Below are 18816 nucleotides of genomic sequence, written 5' to 3' on the forward strand. Positions count from 1 at the left end.
AACTAACCGACTTTGAAGCGAATAATAACCAAATGAACGCTTTAAATAGAAATAAACAAACAGCAGTTCAGGAAGCTCTCCCTGAACTGCTGTTCTGTGTTGTTTCTATTTACTGAGCTACTGCAGCTTTATCTGCAGATACTGCGATGTCGTTATAGTAGAGCCCTGTGCCATCACCAATCGCATAATTCAGGACACGGTTGTTAACTGGGACTACTACTGCACGATAAAGTGTTGGGAATACTGGAATTTCGTTTACCATGAGCTGTTGCCACTCTTTATAGATCTCTTTACGTTTGTCTACATCAAATGCAGCCTCGGAAACCCCTTCGGCGAGCAAACGATCATTCTCTGCACTTGCATAACGAGGGAAGTTATAGATTGCATCTTTACCGTATAGACCTGTTGGGTCGACGTCAATCCCTACACCCCAAGCGCCTTGATACACATCAACGGTAGGATCATCCTCACCATTTTGACCAATACGATCATAGAAGGTATTAAACTCTACCATTTCCAAAGTTACATTCAAGCCAATTGCTTTCCAAGATTGTACATAATATTGAGCCAGCGGTTCAGCAATGTCTCCACCAGTCATCGAAATGAAATTAATCTTCAGCTCGCTGCCATCTGGATTCGTTCTAAATTCACCATTAAGCCTATAACCTGCATCATCCAAAATTTTCTTGGCGGCTTCTTGATCGTAAGCTACACCCGGATTAGTAGCATCATGGAATTCCGGATGGGAAGGTGGAATTAAAGTTGTCGCATTCCAGCGAAGACCATTATAGAATTTCTTACCCACTGTATCATTGTCTACAGCAGCCCACATGGCTTTACGCAGGTTCACATCCGCCATTTTAGCTTTAGGATCGGTAGCAACGACTTTTTTCTCTGCATCCCATTTCCCCAGCTTAAATCCAATATACGTATAAGCACGGTCTATCGCACCCAGGAATTCAACGTTTGACATCTTTGCATTATCCGGGAATTGATCAACAGGGAAGGAATCCACTAAATCAACTCCACCAGATTTCAACTCCTGTACAATCGTTGTAGGGTTGATAACCTTCAGAATTACCTTATCCAGTTTAGGAGCTCCACGCCAGTAATCGTCATTCTTAACGAATACTACAGATTCACCAGGAACAATACTTTCCACTTTGAAAGCTCCAAAGCCAATCGGCTTTTGACGTAATTCAGGAGAAGAGGAAATTTTCGCAACATCCATGCCACCAAAGATATGTTTGGCTAACGGATAAATCCAAACCCCACCTGTTAACAGAGAAGGTGTAGATTTCAGATAAGTAATTTGCAGTTTCTTATCACCCAGCACCTTAATTCCAGAAATGGTCTTGGCCTTACCGGAGTGGTAATCATCCATACCTTCAATATTTGTAAAGTCAGAACCATAACGTGGTCCATCATATTTCGGATTACCAATAACCTCATGCGCGAACAACCAATCTTCTGCTGTTACTGGCTTGCCGTCCTGCCAGTTCACATTGTCGCGAATCGTAAAGGTAAAGGTACGTCCATCCTCCGAGACTTCATACGTTGCTGCACCATCATTTGTATATACATAATCTTTATCCCATGTTAACAAACCTTCATCAAACCAATTCAACACTTGTGCATCCGGATCTCCGGAATAGAAGTTCCAGTTCAAAGTACCTTCAAATGGACTGTCGGAAACGAGACCAAAAGTAATCGAGCCTCCATCAATAGCTTCACCTTGATTTGTCTTAATGTTACTGAAATCTTTAATGTTATAAAGTCCGTCTTCTGCTTCAGGTGCTGCCGTCGCTTCTGCGGTTTCCGCAGGAGCACTGGCACTTGGTGCTGCTGTTGACTCAGCCGCTCCGTTGTTGTTCTTGGAGCCACAGGCTGCAAGGGCGAACAACATTACAAACATTAATGAAACTAGTAGTGCCTTTGAACGGATGGGTTTTCTCATTTAATCATTTCCTCCCTTATTATCCTTTTCTTTGTCTTGCGTCGGTCGCACGTTTGAGCGCTTGACCCACATTATTTATACTCAACATCAACACCAAGATCAGCAGTGATGCGGGTAACCAGATCCACCATCTGAACTCAAGTGTCTGCGGATTTCTCGCATAGCTCACTAGAGTGCCCAGACTGGGTGTACTTTCCGGAAAACCAAAACCTAGAAAGGATAGGCCTGATTCCAATCCAATATTAGCTGCCAAATTCAAAGTCATCGTGACGATAATGATTGAGCTTAAGTTTGGCAGCACTTGTGAGAACATAATTTTAAGATTGGAGGAACCTAATGTCTTTGATGCCTGAACGTAATCGAGTTCCTTCTCTTGTAGCGTTTTGGAACGTATTAACCTGGCAATCCCCATCCATAGAAAGGCAGTCATGATAAAGGAGAAAGTTAACGTATTGTATTTAGGAACTGCACTTACAAAAGCTATAACAATCATTAGAAAGGGTAGAATCATGAAGAAATCTACAACACGCATCGAAATATTATCTATCGTTCCCCCAAAGTATCCAGAGAACAAACCTACTAGAATCCCAATGATTCCCGTAAAAAAAGTAACCATAAAAGCAATCGACATGGAATTTCGTGTGCCTATAATTAATTGACCGAATACATCCCGCCCTCCATAATCGGTCCCCAGCCAATGTACAGCCGAAGGCTTCTCATACAGTGCGAACAAGTCAACCGTAACAATCTCTTTTTGATCTAAAAATAAGGAAATCCCATAAACGGCGGCAATAATCGTAAATAGGAAAATCAGTGAGACCAAAGCCAGTTTATCCCGCACGATCTCACGCCAAACAATCCTGAAGCCTGATGGACTTTTATCTGTTTCCTGCAGCAGAGCTAACTCTGCGCTTGTCTTTGCCATTTTATTCACCTCAAAGTGTTCATCTTCTTATTTAATCCGGATACGCGGATCTACGATACTTAAGATAATATCTGATAACAACGCACCGACGATGGCAGCAATCCCATATAGAAGAACGAGAGCCGTTACTACGCTGAAATCCCGAATTGTTATCGAACTGAGGAACAACATACCCATACCCGGATAACTAAAGATGCTTTCAACGAACACCGTTCCGCCGATCAGTCCAGTAATCTCATATCCGAAAAATGCAGCAATTGGCAGTAAGGAATTTCTCAATATATGTCGATTGTAGACGCGCGACTCTGAAGCACCTTTTGCTCTTGCGGTGAGGATGAAATCCTTTTGTTTCGTATCAATAATCTCATTCCGCAGGTATTGTACTGTCCCCACCGTTGCAATCAGCGCCATTGATAACGCGGGCAGTAGCAGATGATAGAATTTACTCCAGAAGTGGCTTAGCGTACCCGGAACTTCTCCAGGACTAACACTGCCGCTAGTAGGAAACCAATGAAGATGAAATCCGAAGAGCCATACCATTAAGAGAGCGAAAATAAACAATGGTGCGGCAAAGCCAATATAGGTGTATCCAGTAATGAGGCGATCCAGCCATGAATCGTTATAACGACCACTAGTAATACCAAGTGGAATAGCAATAAGGTATGTAAGGATCAGCGTGACAATCGCCAGCCAAAGTGTATTCATGAGGCGTTGACCGATAAGCTCTGATACAGGCATTTTGAAACGGAAGGATTGACCAAAATCACCTTGAATCGCTTTAGTGATCCAATCCCAGTACTGGATGTACCACGGATCATTTAAGCCTAGTTTTTCTCTCATCGCATCGATGGCCGCAGGATCAATATTTGGATCAAGCATCCCTGATAACGCATCTCCCGGCATCGCCTTCGCCATTAGAAAAACAAGAATACTTAATAGAAATATTTGAGGAATCATAATAAGAATTCTACGAACAATAATCTTCCACATATTCTCAACCTTTCTCAGGCAAGGCTACCAGATGAGTCTCGGAAATGGATTTCAATGGATAAGGCATGCCTAGTTCATCAAAATAATTCCGGTGCGCTTGTTCATATTCCAGACTTACTGATTTTCTAAACTCCGTCTGCTTCTCTCTTTGCTTAGGATCAATATCAGGAATGGCAGCAATTAGACGTTTGGTATAAATATGACGAGGATTGTCAAAAATATCTTTAGCAGTCCCTTGCTCCACATGACGTCCTTTATACATAATCCCAATGTGATCACACATATGCCTAATGATTCCGAGATCATGACTGATGAACAGAAACGTAAGATTCAGTTCTTTTTGAATATCCTGCATAAAATTGAGCACCTGTGCCTGTACGGAAACATCCAGCGCAGAGACAGGTTCATCCGCAATAATCAACTTCGGTTTGAGCGCAATAGCTCTTGCAATACCGATCCGCTGCCGTTGACCGCCTGAGAATTCATGCGGATATTTAAGAATATTTTCAGGGCTTAATCCAACCTGCAAAAGCAATTCCTGCACACGTCTTTTTTCTTCGCCCGGAGACATCTTTTCGAAATTACGTAAGGGTTCAGCAATAATATCCAGCACACGTTTCTTAGGATTCAAGGAAGAGTACGGATCCTGAAAGATCATCTGAATGTCCTTGCGGATATTTTTTTGCTTACGTACACCCTTTGAAGCCAAATCCTGTCCTTCAAAAATCACACTACCGCTAGTAATAGAATTGAGTCCAATGATTCCACGACCAGTAGTCGTCTTACCTGATCCGGATTCACCAACCAAACCGTAAGTTTTGCCTGCTTCAATAGTAAAACTAACATTATCAACTGCCTTGACTACGCCAATTTCTCTTCGAAAAACGCCGCCGTGGATTGGAAAATGAACTGCTAAATTTCTAACCTCAAGAAGTCCCATTGTAGATTGCCTCCTCGTTAGTATCCGGGAAATGAAAGTTATTATGGCAGGTGCAGCGAACAAAATGCCCTGGGGCTACTTCATGCAGCTGCGGATTTTCCTCATGCTCCCATTCCGGAATCCAAGGTGTTCGGGCCGCGAAACGGCATCCTTTACGCGGAAGATTCTGTAATGGTGGGACAATTCCCTGAATCACATGAAGTCTAGACTTCTCTTCTTTAACGGTTGGAATGGAGTTCAACAAGGATCTTGTATATGGATGCTTCGGATTAGACGTTAACGTATAAATATCTGCGATTTCTACGATTTGCCCGGCGTACATTACCGCAACCCGGTCAGCCATTTCACTGACAACCCCTAGATCATGGGTAATTAAAATAATGCCTGCTTGCATATCGTTTTTTAATTTTTTTATAAGTTCAAGAATTTGCAATTGGATGGTTACATCTAGTGCCGTAGTCGGCTCATCGGCGATCAAAAGCTTGGGGCCGTTGGCAATCGCAATAGCAATCACAACCCTCTGCCTCATTCCACCAGATAATTCGTGGGGATACTGCTGATATGTATGTTCGGGACGGGAGATTCCAACCTTGGTCAAAAGATCAATGACCTTCTCTTTTCTTTGCTTCTTCGAAAGCTTGGAATCATGTAGGATGAGTACTTCTTCAATCTGTGAACCGATAATCATGAGTGGATTTAATGCGGATAAAGGATCTTGAAAAATCATGGACATTTCTTGACCGCGCAGCTTGTTGAGTGCAGCAGGAGACATAGTAACGATATCCTGACCCTTGTATTTGATTTGTCCGTCTATTTTGGCCCTTGTGTGCAATCCCATAATTGAAAAGGCGAGCGCACTTTTTCCTGAGCCGGATTCTCCAACAATGGCAAGAATCTCATTTTTGCGAACGGACAGGGTAACATCGTCTACTGCAGCATAATAGTCATCTACGATTCTGAACGATGTGGACAAATTCTTAATTTCTAATAATTCTTCGCTCAAATTAATCCCCCTAACGGCAAAAGTTTCAAAATTTACCCAATGAAATATTATGTAAATTTTGATATAACAGCATTCTTTTCATGAAACATATCAAACATCGACTGTTATGATTATTAACACCATTAAGAATAGTACAAGTACTTCCATCGGAATTAAAACTTGTTTCTCCGTAACTTTGTAGTTCATTTTAATTAACTTATGGTAAATTATCAATCTTTTCCTATAAAAAAAATTCGTTCATGTGATTAAAAGTAACGCAGACAACAAAAAAACGGCTCTAGGCCGCCTTTTTTTGGAATAAATATTTTTTTGTGTTACATTAAATTTATTTGCTTATTAGCATTAAAATGGAAGATACTACAGTCACTGGTGGATTATTGTTCTCGTCGGAGTCGTTGGTTATGACGGATTTTAATTTCATTCCCTTGCTCGGTCGCTTGATAAAAGACACGCTGAGAAATCTCCTTAGGCAGATACTCCTGCTTCACATAATGCCCCGGAAAATTGTGCGGATATTGATACCCTTCATGCCCTAGAGCAGTAGCACCTTTATAGTGTGTATCACGTAAATGTAGCGGTACCTCGGCGGATTTAATCTCATCCATACTCGCCATTGCATTTGAAATAGCAGTATAGACGGCATTAGACTTCGGACTCTCCACCGCGAAAAGAATGGCTTGCGCAATGTTCAGCTTCGCTTCTGGCCAACCGTTATTTCTATAGGCTTCAAGCGCACTCACCGCTTGGACCATAGCCTGGGGATTAGCTAAGCCGATATCCTCACTGCTCGCTGCAATTAGTCGACGAATAAAAGTCATCGGGTCCATCCCCAATTTCTCTACCGCATACAGAAACCAGAACAAGGCAGCATCACTAGAACCTCGAATGCTTTTGTGAAAAGCAGATAGAACATCATACTGCGTCGATTCATCTGCCTTCACAATGGGGCGCCGAATCGACTCTTCCGCCACCTCCAGCGTGATATGCACACTCCCGTCTACCTCTGGAGCAGTAGTTAACGCTGCAAGTTCCAGAGCATTTAAAGCCCGCCTGATATCTCCATTAGCCATGGTAGCAATATGCAGTAATGCTTCTTCATCGACCTGAAGCTCCATGAATCCAAGCCCTCTATCCTTGTCTGCTAAAGCTCTGCGCATCGCGACCAGACTGTGTTCACTCGTTAGCGCCTCTAGCTGAAACAAGGTAGAACGGCTCATAAGTGCTCCGTTAACGTAATGGAATGGGTTCTCCGTAGTTGCGCCAATAAATGTAATGGTACCTTTTTCTACTGCTGGCAATAGCGCATCCTGACGTGAACTGTTAAACCGATGTACCTCGTCCAGAAAAAGAATCGTCTTAGAACCGTAAAGTGTTTTATTATTTTGAGCTCGTTCAATGACCTCCCGCACATCCTTCACAGAAGCCTCCACCGCATTCAGGCGTACGAATTCACCTTGTGTGTGATGAGAAATGATATGAGCTAATGTTGTTTTGCCACATCCAGGAGGTCCATAGAGCAAAATCGAAGAGACCTGGTCTGCCTCGATCGCTCTTCGCAACAGCTTTCCCCGGCCTATGATATGTTCTTGACCAATATATTCATCCAGATTCTCCGGTCTCATTCGGTCCGCAAGCAACCTTCCGCTCCCGTTGTCCTCTCCCATAGAAAATAAATCCATAACTCCACTTCCTTGCTATATTCTTATAAAAGCCAATGTACATCTCCCATTATCATACCATAGACTTATTTTTCACAAAAAAAATAAAAAGAGCATGATCTCGTCTTAGAAAGGCGGGAGCCATGCTCTTTTTTCAAAATATACGAAAGTATAGGTTCCACGCTATACTTTATCCTTATTATTTCTCACATAAACGCTTACCGTCCTTATAGGGACGCCAAAGGCGTTTATGCTTGAACTGTACGCTAGCAATTTATTGCCAGCCGCATTTTTGATATGATTTTTCGAATGCTCTCTTCCGACAGATGATACTTCTTCTGAAGCTCTGCTACGGAATCGCCTTTTCGATGACAACTGAAAATTTCCTCATTGCGGTTTGCTATCTCTTTCCTCGAACCGCTGTTCTCGCCCCATCTAACCCGCTCTTCCGTTTTCTTCGGGATGTAGAGCAGTTCACCTTGGATGTATCCCTGAAGCTCTTTGAGCAAGCCAGGGGGGAGCACATCCTTCCCATTTACATAACTCAACTTGCATTTCCTCCTTCAACAGGTGTGTTCCTATGCGTCCGTCAACTACTGATAAAGTAATTTCCACGTCACCTGCCTCCTTTCTTCTCCTCATATTTGGAAAAATCCGTATTTTCATTATATAAAAACCTCTTGGTAGCGTCTACATTCTAATTCACATTTCGTAATCCTAATGAATAATCGGTACATATATCTCATGTTTTGAAATAAGGAGGCCTTACGGCCTCCTCGCTTTAAGCGGGTTTCCGTCTTAGACGGAAACCACCTCGTATACTGAAATCATTTCACTCAGCCTCCTTCCAGAAGTGTTCTTGCCCGGCCGGACACTTATTATTAAGCCATACCCGTAGGGGAGTTACAAGTTCAAAAACAGTTATAACTGTTCTCCACCAGTCTTAGTTCCCCTCAGAATCGCTTTCAACCGCCGTTTGCACATAGGAAGGCATTTCCCCATTATGGAGTAACCACAGCTCGTGAAGCGCTCGTGTACAACCTACATACATCAGCTTCGCATCCCATGCTGTCGCTCCGTAATGGTCTTGATCGGCATCTGCTAAGATGACCGCATCAAATTCCAAACCTTTAGATAAATACACAGGTAGTACCGATAATCCACCCTGATATTGCGTCATACTACCGTCGATCAGATGAATATCTTCAAAATGCTGCTCTAGTTCAGCGTACAGCTCTGTGGCTTCACGTAGACTACGTGTCAGCACAGCCACCGTACGATATTCCCTTCCAGACAGGGACTTCAGTGCCGATTGTATAGTGCTCAAACGAGCATTTCCTTCAGCTTCCCGTTCTCCGACTATTTCTCCGTAGGCGATCATCCGAACAGGGTCACCACTACGAAAGACAGGAACAGCCAACAACGAACTTTCTACTCCCGAGGATAGAATTCCATTAGCGAAGTCTATAATTTCCATGGTTGAACGATAGCTGCGTGTCAACGCATGGTAAGCCGTGTTCTCAGGGGCAAATAAGGTCTGCATCTCTTCCCATGCGTGTACGCCTTTATAAGCGTGTATACCCTGCGACAGATCGCCTAGAATGGTAAAGGAATGTCCACGCACGTATAAATCCAGCACGGCAATTTGGAAGGGGGAGAAATCCTGGGCTTCATCGATCACCACATGATCAAAACGAGCGCCGCCTTCGTTCCCATTCAAAAGATAATAAATATATAACAGAGGTGGTAAATCCTCTTCACGTATAATCCCTTTTTTCAGCTCTTTTGCCGTTTCCTTCAGCACAGCTGCTGGAATATTCTCAGGTGGATCCACCGGCCAATCTTCCGGGACTTTAGCCGCACGAAAGATTTGCTTATAGATCGTCAGCGGATCATACTTAGGCCATTTTGCACTGTATGCTTTTTCTCGCGCAGCACCTTTTTTCTTGCGATCCTTCATAGCTGCAGCTGACGGACTTTTCTTCAGCTCCATCTCAATCCAGCGATGTATCCGTGCCATTACACGTTCCTTACGCTTCGCTGGCGGATAAGGGGCGTACTCCTCATTATGCCAGCGCAAGATCATGGAGCGGCGCAGTACAGCACCTTCCCATGGGATAAAATCACCCTCAGGTACCGAGCTGCTTTCCAATAGCTTGATGCTGGACTCTATTATTCCCATCAACACCGTAGAACCCTTGAAGCGTCCAGGTGTCTCTTCTGTAATCACAGGCATGCCGCCCGGAGTTTCGAACCAACGGTTCATCGTCTCCGTAGCATCTTGCTCTGGAAGCTCCAGACCTAGTACATTTGCAGCCCAATCCGGGAAGGTGCTCTGGGCAATATTTCCTACACCAAGTTCAGGCAGTACATCCGAAATATAATCCAGAAACATTCGGTTCGGTGCAAAAATAATCATTTTTTCTGCAGAGACCTGATCTTTGTATTGATACAGCAGAAAGGCTAAACGGTGTAGTGCAACTGTAGTTTTACCACTTCCCGCTACGCCCTGTATGATCAATGCTGTATTTTTGGCGGCACGGATAATCTTGTCCTGTTCCTCCTGAATGGTCGATACGATATCGCGGAGACGATTATCTTTGTTCTCACCCAGGCGATAGACGAGAAACTCATCTGACACCACAGGTGCGTCACTCTCCCGGTTGTACGTATCTGCGACCCGCTCCAGAATCTGCTTCCGGATCACCACGTTGCGCTTGAGGTATACCAGTCCTTCTATCAGCCCCTCAGGAGCTTCATAGGAGGCAGGCTCCGTACCACCGGTAAACGAATAGAACAGGCTTGCTACCGGTGCGCGCCAGTCGATGACTAGCGGACGGTCGCTTACCTGCTCGCGGTCTACGCCGATTTTGCCTATATAGAGTGCCTTCCGCTGCTTCTCATCATTGCCCTGAAAATCAAGCCGTCCGAAATAAGGCTCCTGCCGAAGCTTGGCAAGATCTTTGCGCTTCTGATCACGGTTCGCTTCTAACACCTGTTCCGTATAATCGTGTCCCGTGTACACCGGAGTCTGGTTAAGTTTCTCCAGTAAGGTGTCAATCTCAGTAAGCGCTTGATTCAGCCTGTCTTCTTCCTCTTGATAGGCACTTTGAAAGTTGTCTTCCAATTTCAGTTACCTCCTAAAAGTTTATCGAGCTTAAATTTTCATTCTCCTCATTCCCTCTTCTCACGCAAAAAGGATACCCATTGTAGCATAATCAGCACTAAAATACCAAATCTTTCAAGCGAACATACGACTACAGCACAGCTTGCAAAATAAAGTTAGCTACAAATAAGCCCGCAATCCCATACAGCGCAGGAGGTACTTCCTTTCCCTTGCCCACCGCAAGCTTCACGATCGGATAAGTAATAAATCCAAAAGCCATACCATCTACGATGCTATAGGTGAATGGAATCATGACCATGATTAGAAAAGAAGGAAAGAGCTCTGTTAAATCTCCCAAGTCCATTTCACGCACATTCTGTACCATAAGCCCACCGATTACAATCAAGATCGGAGCGATAGCACTATCTGGAATGTAGGAGAGCAGAGGGAGGAACAGGAATGTCGCCCCGAACAGCAGCCCTGCCACGAGTGAGGTCAGTCCCGAACGTCCACCTGCAGCAATACCTGCATTAGATTCCGCAGCGGCTACTACAGGACTGCTTCCGAAGAGACCTGCAGCGATATTGGCAATAGAGAGTGCTCGTAAGCTACTCTTGAAGCGCTCAGGACGCCCTGCCATCATAGTCTGTGAGGCGACTAGCCCAATATTTTCAAATACAACAATTAAGAGCAGTAAGAAAACAGCAATCCAGAACACAAGGCTCACTATGCCGCTCCAGTCCATTCCCAGAAATAAGCTTTCATAACCCGTAAATACATGACCGGATGCCTGCTTCTCAGGCGCGTGAGCCGCTCCCAGCAAGTAGGCTAGACCTGTACCAACCAGCATACTGATAAGCAAACCACCGTTGGTCCCGCGGATAAACAGTACTAAAGCGAGTAACAAGGTTACACAGGAAGTGATAACTGCTGGATCGCTAAAATGTCCTATAGCAACAAACGTGGTCTGATGCGCAATCACAATCCCGCTTTTTTGCAGTCCTATAAAGGTCAGAAAAAGCCCTATCCCGACTGTAATGGCATGCTGTAGGTTTTGAGGAATCGCCTCACTTAGAATACGATAAAGCGATGTGAAGGCCACGATAGCGAATAACACACCGGTTATTACAACTACAGTAAGTGCCTCTCTCCAACCTAAATTCATAGAATGTACAAGTGTGTATGTGAAAAATGCGTTTATCCCCATCCCTGGTACCACGATGATTGGTGTCTTCCCACCGAAGGCCATCAGTAGACAGCCTGTAATGGCAGTCAATAGTGTAGCCACCATTGCTGGTCTAAGCGGCATACCCGCGTCATGAAGAATGGTCGCATTCACCATTACAATGTATACCGAAGCAAAATACGAAAGGATCCCTGCAGCCCACTCCCGTTTCCAGTCATTCTCAGGTGCAAGCCCTACACTATTTCGCAAAAAATTTGATTTCATGTACAAAAACCTCCACTGATATTAAGTTCCGCAGGCGGATATTACCCGGATAATAAGGCTTATAATCAACGGTTCATCCCGGTTCAATTATTATGCCTATTTGTGGTCTGCATCTTGCAGACCCGCCTGTTAACCACAACAAAAGGGCGTACGCAACTGGATTTCAGCTGGTCGCCCTTTTGGTCCATTTTACTACTACTATCGCTATAATTGAAACAGCTTCAGCTCAGCGATTCACTTACACGCTGACGCCTCCAGCCTCAAGCAAATCACGCACGGCAACACTGACCATGATCAGGCCTGCTACCGGCGGAACGAAGGCGTTACTAGCTGGTGGTTGTTTCGCTTTACGTCGATCCGGCGCATTCTCCGGAACGATCTTATCCGTAACATCCTGACGTGGCTTCATTGGCGGCTCCGTAGAGAAAACCACCTTCACGCCTTTCTTAATTCCTTCCTTACGAAGCTTCTGACGAATGACACGCGCAATAGGGTCATAAGTTGTCTTGGAAATGTCCGCTACCTGGAATCTTGTAGGATCCATTTTGTTGGCAGCGCCCATGCTTGAGATCATTGGAATTCCACGGGACAGACATTCTTTGATTATGTGAACCTTATAAATAATCGTATCCGAAGCATCAAGTACATAATCAGGTTTTAATTTGAACAATTCCTCATAGGTTTCTTCCGTATAGAACATGTTGAGCGCAATCGCTTCGCATTCCGGATTGATCAGCTTCACACGGTCTACCATCAGTTCAGCCTTCTTCTGCCCAACCGTAGTTGTGAGTGCATGAATCTGGCGGTTTACATTGGTGATGTCTACAGTGTCCTTATCTATCAGAATCAGTCTGCCGATGCCGGTACGCGCCAAAGCCTCAACTGCTATACCGCCAACACCGCCGATGCCAAGCACCGCTACCGTGCTGTTCTTCATTATTTCCAGACCTTCCGGTCCGATCGCCAGTTCCGTGCGTGAGAACTGATGTAGCATGAGGTTCAGCCTCCTTCAAAAGCTTTGGCGAAGCAGAAATCTGCCTCGCCCGCTTCGATTAGTTAATTATTCTTTTTCTTTCTTCGGTTTAAGTGCCAGCTTAATGTGCAACTGCTCCAATTGTGAACCATCAACTGGCGAAGGTGCATCCATAAGTAGATCTGTTGCACTTGCCGTTTTCGGGAATGCGATGGTTTCACGCAGATTTGTACGACCGGACAGCAGCATAACTAGACGATCTAAACCGAAAGCGATACCACCGTGTGGAGGTGTACCATATTCGAACGCATCCATCAGGTAGCCGAACTTCTCATAAGCAACCTCTTTCGTAAATCCAAGGGCTTCGAACATTTTCTCCTGTACTTCGCGTTTGTAAATCCGCATGGAGCCTCCGCCTACTTCATAACCGTTCAGAACGATGTCATAAGCTTGTGCACGGATCGCACCTGGATCTGTGTCAAATAGATGCAGATCCTCTTCACGTGGACGAGTGAACGGATGGTGTTCTGCTACATAACGTTTCTGATCTTCGTCATATCCAAGGAGTGGGAAGTCTGTAACCCAAGCGAACTTGAACACGTTATCGTCAATCAGACCGAGCTGACGTCCAATTTTAACACGAAGGGCGCCTAGAACGTCTGCTACAACCTTTTTATTATCAGCGGAGAAGAGGAGAAGGTCGCCTTCTTCAGCGCCTGTACGTTCCTTCACAGCCGCAATTTCTTCTTCGGAGAAGAATTTCACAATCGGCCCTTTGAATTCGCCGTCTTTCACTTGAATCCATGCCAAGCCTTTCGCGCCATAGCGAGCAGCATAAGGTCCAAGGTCATCGATTTCTTTACGAGTCCAAGTGCCACAGCCTTTAGCATTTAGACATTTCACTTCGCCGCCTTTTTCGATTACAGAAGCGAATACCTTAACACCGCTAGTAGCAACAATATCGTTCATTTCTACAAGCTCTAATCCAAAACGGAGATCAGGTTTGTCAGAACCGTATTTGCCCATAGCATCAGCATAAGTCAACCGTTGGAACGGAAGCTCAATATCTGCTCCTACAGTTTCCTTGAACAGACGCTGCATCAGCTTCTCCATCATACCAAGCAATTCATCTTGTGACAGGAATGAAGTCTCAATGTCGACTTGAGTGAATTCAGGCTGACGGTCAGCACGCAAATCTTCATCACGGAAACAACGAGCAATTTGGTAATAGCGCTCAACGCCGCCGACCATCAACAATTGCTTGTAGATTTGTGGAGATTGCGGCAATGCGAAGAATTCGCCTTCATGCACACGGCTTGGTACCAGATAATCACGCGCGCCTTCCGGTGAGCTCTTAGTTAGGATCGGTGTTTCTACGTCGATGAACCCTTCACTGTCAAGGAAATCGCGGAAGATCTTAGAAGCTTTCGAGCGAAGCAGCAAGGTTCTTTGCATCTCTGGACGACGAAGGTCCAAATAGCGATATTTGAGACGCAGAGACTCGTCTACTTCCACACCATCCTCGATGAAGAACGGAGGTGTCTTAGCTGCGTTCAGCACTTCAATGTCCGTAATTTGAACTTCAATTTCACCTGTTGGCAGGTTGCGGTTAATGGTTTCCTCATCACGTTTAACAACTTTACCTTTAACAGCCAGGACGTATTCACTACGAACCTTATCAGCAATTTGTAAGGCTTCGCCAGAGTAGTCTGGGTTAAATACAACTTGTACAATACCGCTTCTGTCACGCAGATCAATAAATAGTACGCCCCCAAGGTCACGGCGAGTCTGCACCCATCCGTTCAAGGTTACCGTCTGTCCAATATGTTCTGGTGTTAATTGTCCACACTGATGACTTCTTTGCATAATTTATCATTCCCCTTCATGGTTAAAAATACATTTTTAATCTTTCTCTATACAGTCACCATAAGACGTTAGTCAGATGGTCTAAACCAGTGCCTGACCCAGCTCATCCAGCTTCACGGTGCGCTGCTCCCCTGTATTCATCGACTTCACGGTAATTACACCATTCTTCAGCTCATCTTCGCCAAGAATCGCAGTATAACGTGCCGACATACGGTCTGCGGATTTCATCTGTGCCTTCATTTTCCGGCCCAGGTAGTCACGTTCTGCTGAGAACCCTTGGCTGCGCAGAATATATAGCTGCTTAGAGATTTCGATATCAGCTTCTTCACCGAGAGCTACGAAGTACACATCCAGTGGCTTCGCCGTCTCCAGTTCTACCTTCTGATCCTCCAAAATGAGGAGAATTCGTTCAAGTCCAATCCCAAAACCAATACCCGGTTGATCCGGTCCACCAATTTCTTCAACCAAACCGTTGTAACGGCCTCCGCCGCCCACGGTATCAATCGAACCAATACCTGCTGCTTTATATTCAAACGCTGTATGCGTGTAATAATCCAGTCCTCTTACAAGTCGAGGGTTAATGGTGAATTCCACACCCATGATATCAAGGTGCATCTTCACCTTTTCAAAATGAGTCGTGCACTCTTCGTCCAGACTATCCAAAATGGAAGGCGCATCTGTAAATTTATCTTGATCTACCTTACAATCCAGCACGCGAAGCGGATTACGCTCAATACGACGCTGACAGTCACTGCAAAGGGTATCCTTCATTGGTCTTAAGAAACCCAATAGCTTCTCCCGATAAGCTGCACGGCTAGGTGCGTTACCGACAGAATTGATTTCCACTCTTACATCCTTAAGGCCAAGATCCTTATAGAATTGATAGCCTAAGGAGACTACTTCCGCATCAATAGCCGGATCCACAGCTCCAAAAGCCTCAATACCAAACTGATGGAATTGACGATATCTACCTGCCTGTGGACGCTCATAACGGAACATAGGTCCGATATAATACAGCTTACTTACATCAGGTTCACCGTAAAGCTTGTTCTGAACATAAGCTCTAACGACACCAGCCGTTCCTTCTGGACGAAGTGCCAGATCACGATCGCCTTTATCCTTGAACGTGTACATCTCGCCTTCTACAATATCCGTTGTTTCGCCTACTCCACGCTCGAATAACCCCGTATGCTCGAACATCGGTGTACGGATTTCATGGTAATTGAAACGACGGCATAAATCTCTAGCCTTCCCCTCAATATACTGCCATTTCTCCACAGCTCCCGGAAGCACATCCTGCGTTCCTGTAGGTTTCTCGAATCTTTCTTTAGCCACAGTCTATCCCTCCTAAAAAATACCCCTCTAAATCTGCTCTCTTCATCACTTCATCATGCTAAACAAAACAAAAAATCCCCCGCCCTGTTTATAAAAAACAGGGACGAGGGATTATCATAACCAATAATACACCCGTGGTACCACCCACATTCCGGATCAGAACCATTCTGAATCCGCTCAAAGCGGTTAACGCCCGCCTACGCATAACGGCTACTGATAGCGGCAATATACATTGCCCACTTTCGCCGTACGTTCTCGGGGAGGTCATTCATTCGCTCATCAACAGAATCCTTGCAGCCAAGCAGAAACGATAGATCATCCATTGTACTGGATATCATCTGAATCTACAGGGGATTCCTCTCTGGAGTTGTGGGTCCTCGAATTACTTGTTCCCGTCATCAAAACCATATGATAAAATCGTATATTTTTAAATTCTACTGAACTACTGCGCTAAAGTCAAGGCAGGAAATGCGAAGATGAATAAAAAATTCGACAACTTTCAACTTTTGACCTTTAACTTCAACCGTTACAAAAAAATGACCTGCAGCCAAATGCTGCAGGTCCATCATCATATATTATTAAAAAGGGGGTCATGCCTTTATTATAAACACGCTATATTAAGGAAACATGTATGTAATATTACGATTATATTACATTCATGAAAGCGGTTTATTTTAATAGATTGTTGTTAATCGAATTGCTCTACAAATGCTCCTTTGCCCCGAAGGGTTTCCACAACCTCATTATAATTCTCTTCTGCGACACTTAGGTCCATCACATAACGAAGTTCACTTAAATCCCCATCCTCGAGCTCTCCATCTGCTACATCCGCACTAACCTGGTCTTCATCCACGCTATAATGGGTCTCAGGCTCATCACGCGTTTCGGAGGCGGCAACACCAGGGGCCAACATAGCTCCAGCTGCCGGAGTGCTACCCGTTCCAAGCGTCCCTACTGTACCTGCGGCTAACGTCGTATTGCTAAACGGGGCTATCGGAAACAGAATTCTACGATCTTCCCCAATAGGGTCCGTGAGTGGCCATACCTCCAAGCCATCTACCTTGTAACTAATCAATGCTATTTTAGCACCTTCTGCTTCATTTTCCGTTCTAAAATATGCTTGGATTTTTCTGGTCATTATCATTACCTCCTTTAGATTATAAGACTCAGTGTTATAAATTGCTATTGCAGGACCTTCAATATTTCACGAACGAAGGCAGGCTCATCTTTCGGGGTACGCGAAGTAATGTAATTACGATCAACTACCACTTCTTCATCTTTAAACTCCGCACCAGCGTTCACAACATCATCTTTCAACGGAGGATAACAGGTGATGGTACGTCCTTTAAGCAAGTCTGCACTGATCAGAATTTGGGGTCCGTGGCAAATAGAAGCGATAGGCTTACCAGCTTCGTTTGCTTCTTTCACAAACTTCAAAACATCTGCATTTTGCCGTAAATTTTCTGGGGAAGAACCTCCAGGAATTACTATCGCGTCATAATTACCTGCTTGAACGTCAGCTATGGCTTTATCGGCTGCGTAGGAGACTTCCTTCTTTTTGCCTAGTAAGGTCTCACCCTTCTTTAAACCAATAATGTCAGCTTGATGTCCTGCCTTTATAACTTCATCGTAAGGGACCTTCATCTCAGAATCTTCAAAATCATTAGCTAGTAAAAATGCAACATTACTCATGTGATAAGTTCTCCTCTCTGCTTGTGCAAATGAATAGGTACTTATTTATCTTTCTTGTCGTCTATTACCCTTCTCACAATGATTTCTAACCTCTAATCAGAAAATATCCCCGGTTAACCGCATCAAAAAGCCGCCTCCACCACCCATTTCAGGTACGCGGTAAGAGATTACGGCTTCTTCCTTTGATCACTTGAGATTCAATTTCATCTTCCGTCTTTTTGGCTAATGCATAGGCTTCTACAGGACTCCCTGTCGCTAGTGCCGGGATACTTCTCCATACCCATGCCTTCTGTGAATGTCTCATTACTAAGCTCCTTGCATCGTGCGGGATAACTGTCTACCTTTAGTTTATCCAGCTCCAAGAGGCTCTATCCGCACAAGTATCTTACTCACTGCTCATCCACAATAAAAAAAGATGTCGAAAGTTAGCTCCGCTAGAAGCAATTTTCGACATCTTTTTTTTTCATTAACTGCGGCTATCTAAAATGAGAGTAACCGGGCCCCAATTGGTCAGCGACACATCCATCATTGCTCCAAATACACCCGTCTCCACTTGAAGGCCGCCAGCTCTAAGCTCTTGGTTAAAGTAATCATAAAGTCGCTCGGCCTCCGCGGGAGCTGCTGCTCCCATGAAATTTGGCCGTCTCCCCTTACGACAATCCCCGTATAAAGTAAACTGGGATACTGAAAGAATCGCTCCCTCAGTCTCTGTGACACTGTAGTTCATTTTACCAGCATCATCTTCAAAAATTCGTAGTCCTGCTATTTTATCCGCCAAATATTTGGCATCCTTTTCTGTATCCTCATGCGTAACGCCAACTAGCAGCATTAAGCCTTTGCCAATTTCTCCGGTCACTGCCTTATCCACGGTTACTTTGGCGTCCTTACAACGCTGTACTACAACTCTCATCGTACTACTCC

Annotated in this window: 17 protein-coding genes; all 17 read right to left on the reverse strand. The window is 44.6% G+C overall.

Annotated features, from left to right (window positions below):
* Positions 1 to 109: 109 nt before the first annotated feature.
* Complete coding sequence (locus NSS87_RS24315) at positions 110 to 1957, reverse strand: oligopeptide ABC transporter substrate-binding protein (RefSeq protein WP_339243264.1); 1848 nt, start codon at positions 1955 to 1957, stop codon at positions 110 to 112.
* 19 nt (positions 1958 to 1976) lie between these two features.
* On the reverse strand, positions 1977 to 2882 hold the full coding sequence (locus tag NSS87_RS24320; protein ID WP_042191070.1) for an ABC transporter permease: 906 nt from the start codon (positions 2880 to 2882) through the stop codon (positions 1977 to 1979).
* A 27-nt stretch (positions 2883 to 2909) separates the two neighbouring features.
* Positions 2910 to 3872, reverse strand: coding sequence for an oligopeptide ABC transporter permease (gene opp4B, locus NSS87_RS24325; RefSeq protein WP_042191072.1), 963 nt, complete (start codon positions 3870 to 3872; stop codon positions 2910 to 2912).
* A gap of 4 nt (positions 3873 to 3876) precedes the next feature.
* The gene (locus tag NSS87_RS24330; RefSeq protein ID WP_042191074.1) at positions 3877 to 4812 is read right to left on the reverse strand and encodes an ATP-binding cassette domain-containing protein; all 936 of its coding nucleotides are present in this window, start codon (positions 4810 to 4812) and stop codon (positions 3877 to 3879) included.
* Positions 4799 to 5815, reverse strand: a complete 1017-nt coding sequence (locus NSS87_RS24335) for an ABC transporter ATP-binding protein (protein WP_042191077.1) — start codon at positions 5813 to 5815, stop codon at positions 4799 to 4801. Before NSS87_RS24335 ends, NSS87_RS24330 begins: the two co-directional genes overlap by 14 nt.
* Before the next feature lie 374 nt (positions 5816 to 6189).
* The gene (locus NSS87_RS24340) at positions 6190 to 7494 is read right to left on the reverse strand and encodes a replication-associated recombination protein A (RefSeq protein WP_076284834.1); all 1305 of its coding nucleotides are present in this window, start codon (positions 7492 to 7494) and stop codon (positions 6190 to 6192) included.
* Between the two features lie 245 nt (positions 7495 to 7739).
* Positions 7740 to 8021, reverse strand: a complete 282-nt coding sequence (locus NSS87_RS24345) for a CD3324 family protein (protein ID WP_042191081.1) — start codon at positions 8019 to 8021, stop codon at positions 7740 to 7742.
* 395 nt (positions 8022 to 8416) lie between these two features.
* Positions 8417 to 10600, reverse strand: coding sequence for a UvrD-helicase domain-containing protein (locus NSS87_RS24350; protein WP_339243265.1), 2184 nt, complete (start codon positions 10598 to 10600; stop codon positions 8417 to 8419).
* Between the two features lie 130 nt (positions 10601 to 10730).
* The gene (locus NSS87_RS24355) at positions 10731 to 12029 is read right to left on the reverse strand and encodes an NCS2 family permease (protein WP_339243267.1); all 1299 of its coding nucleotides are present in this window, start codon (positions 12027 to 12029) and stop codon (positions 10731 to 10733) included.
* A gap of 238 nt (positions 12030 to 12267) precedes the next feature.
* Positions 12268 to 13023 (reverse strand): tRNA threonylcarbamoyladenosine dehydratase, encoded by a 756-nt coding sequence (locus NSS87_RS24360; RefSeq protein ID WP_042191088.1) that lies wholly within the window; start codon positions 13021 to 13023, stop codon positions 12268 to 12270.
* 66 nt (positions 13024 to 13089) lie between these two features.
* The gene (aspS, locus tag NSS87_RS24365; protein ID WP_042191089.1) at positions 13090 to 14868 is read right to left on the reverse strand and encodes an aspartate--tRNA ligase; all 1779 of its coding nucleotides are present in this window, start codon (positions 14866 to 14868) and stop codon (positions 13090 to 13092) included.
* 81 nt (positions 14869 to 14949) lie between these two features.
* Complete coding sequence (gene hisS / locus NSS87_RS24370) at positions 14950 to 16203, reverse strand: histidine--tRNA ligase (RefSeq protein ID WP_339243268.1); 1254 nt, start codon at positions 16201 to 16203, stop codon at positions 14950 to 14952.
* Between the two features lie 197 nt (positions 16204 to 16400).
* A complete protein-coding gene (locus tag NSS87_RS24375) occupies positions 16401 to 16526 on the reverse strand; it encodes a hypothetical protein (protein WP_256716317.1) in 126 nt (41 codons plus the stop codon).
* Between the two features lie 365 nt (positions 16527 to 16891).
* Positions 16892 to 17341: a hypothetical protein gene (locus tag NSS87_RS24380; RefSeq protein ID WP_042191093.1), complete on the reverse strand. Its 450-nt coding sequence runs from the start codon at positions 17339 to 17341 to the stop codon at positions 16892 to 16894.
* 44 nt (positions 17342 to 17385) lie between these two features.
* On the reverse strand, positions 17386 to 17895 hold the full coding sequence (locus tag NSS87_RS24385) for a type 1 glutamine amidotransferase domain-containing protein (protein WP_339243269.1): 510 nt from the start codon (positions 17893 to 17895) through the stop codon (positions 17386 to 17388).
* Positions 17896 to 18043: 148 nt separating this feature from the next.
* The gene (locus tag NSS87_RS24390) at positions 18044 to 18199 is read right to left on the reverse strand and encodes a hypothetical protein (RefSeq protein ID WP_179085778.1); all 156 of its coding nucleotides are present in this window, start codon (positions 18197 to 18199) and stop codon (positions 18044 to 18046) included.
* 162 nt (positions 18200 to 18361) lie between these two features.
* On the reverse strand, positions 18362 to 18805 hold the full coding sequence (gene dtd / locus NSS87_RS24395; RefSeq protein ID WP_076284841.1) for a D-aminoacyl-tRNA deacylase: 444 nt from the start codon (positions 18803 to 18805) through the stop codon (positions 18362 to 18364).
* Positions 18806 to 18816: the final 11 nt, after the last annotated feature.

The sequence above is a fragment of the Paenibacillus sp. FSL F4-0243 genome, assembly GCF_037963295.1.
Taxonomy (GTDB): Bacteria; Bacillota; Bacilli; order Paenibacillales; family Paenibacillaceae; genus Paenibacillus_AQ.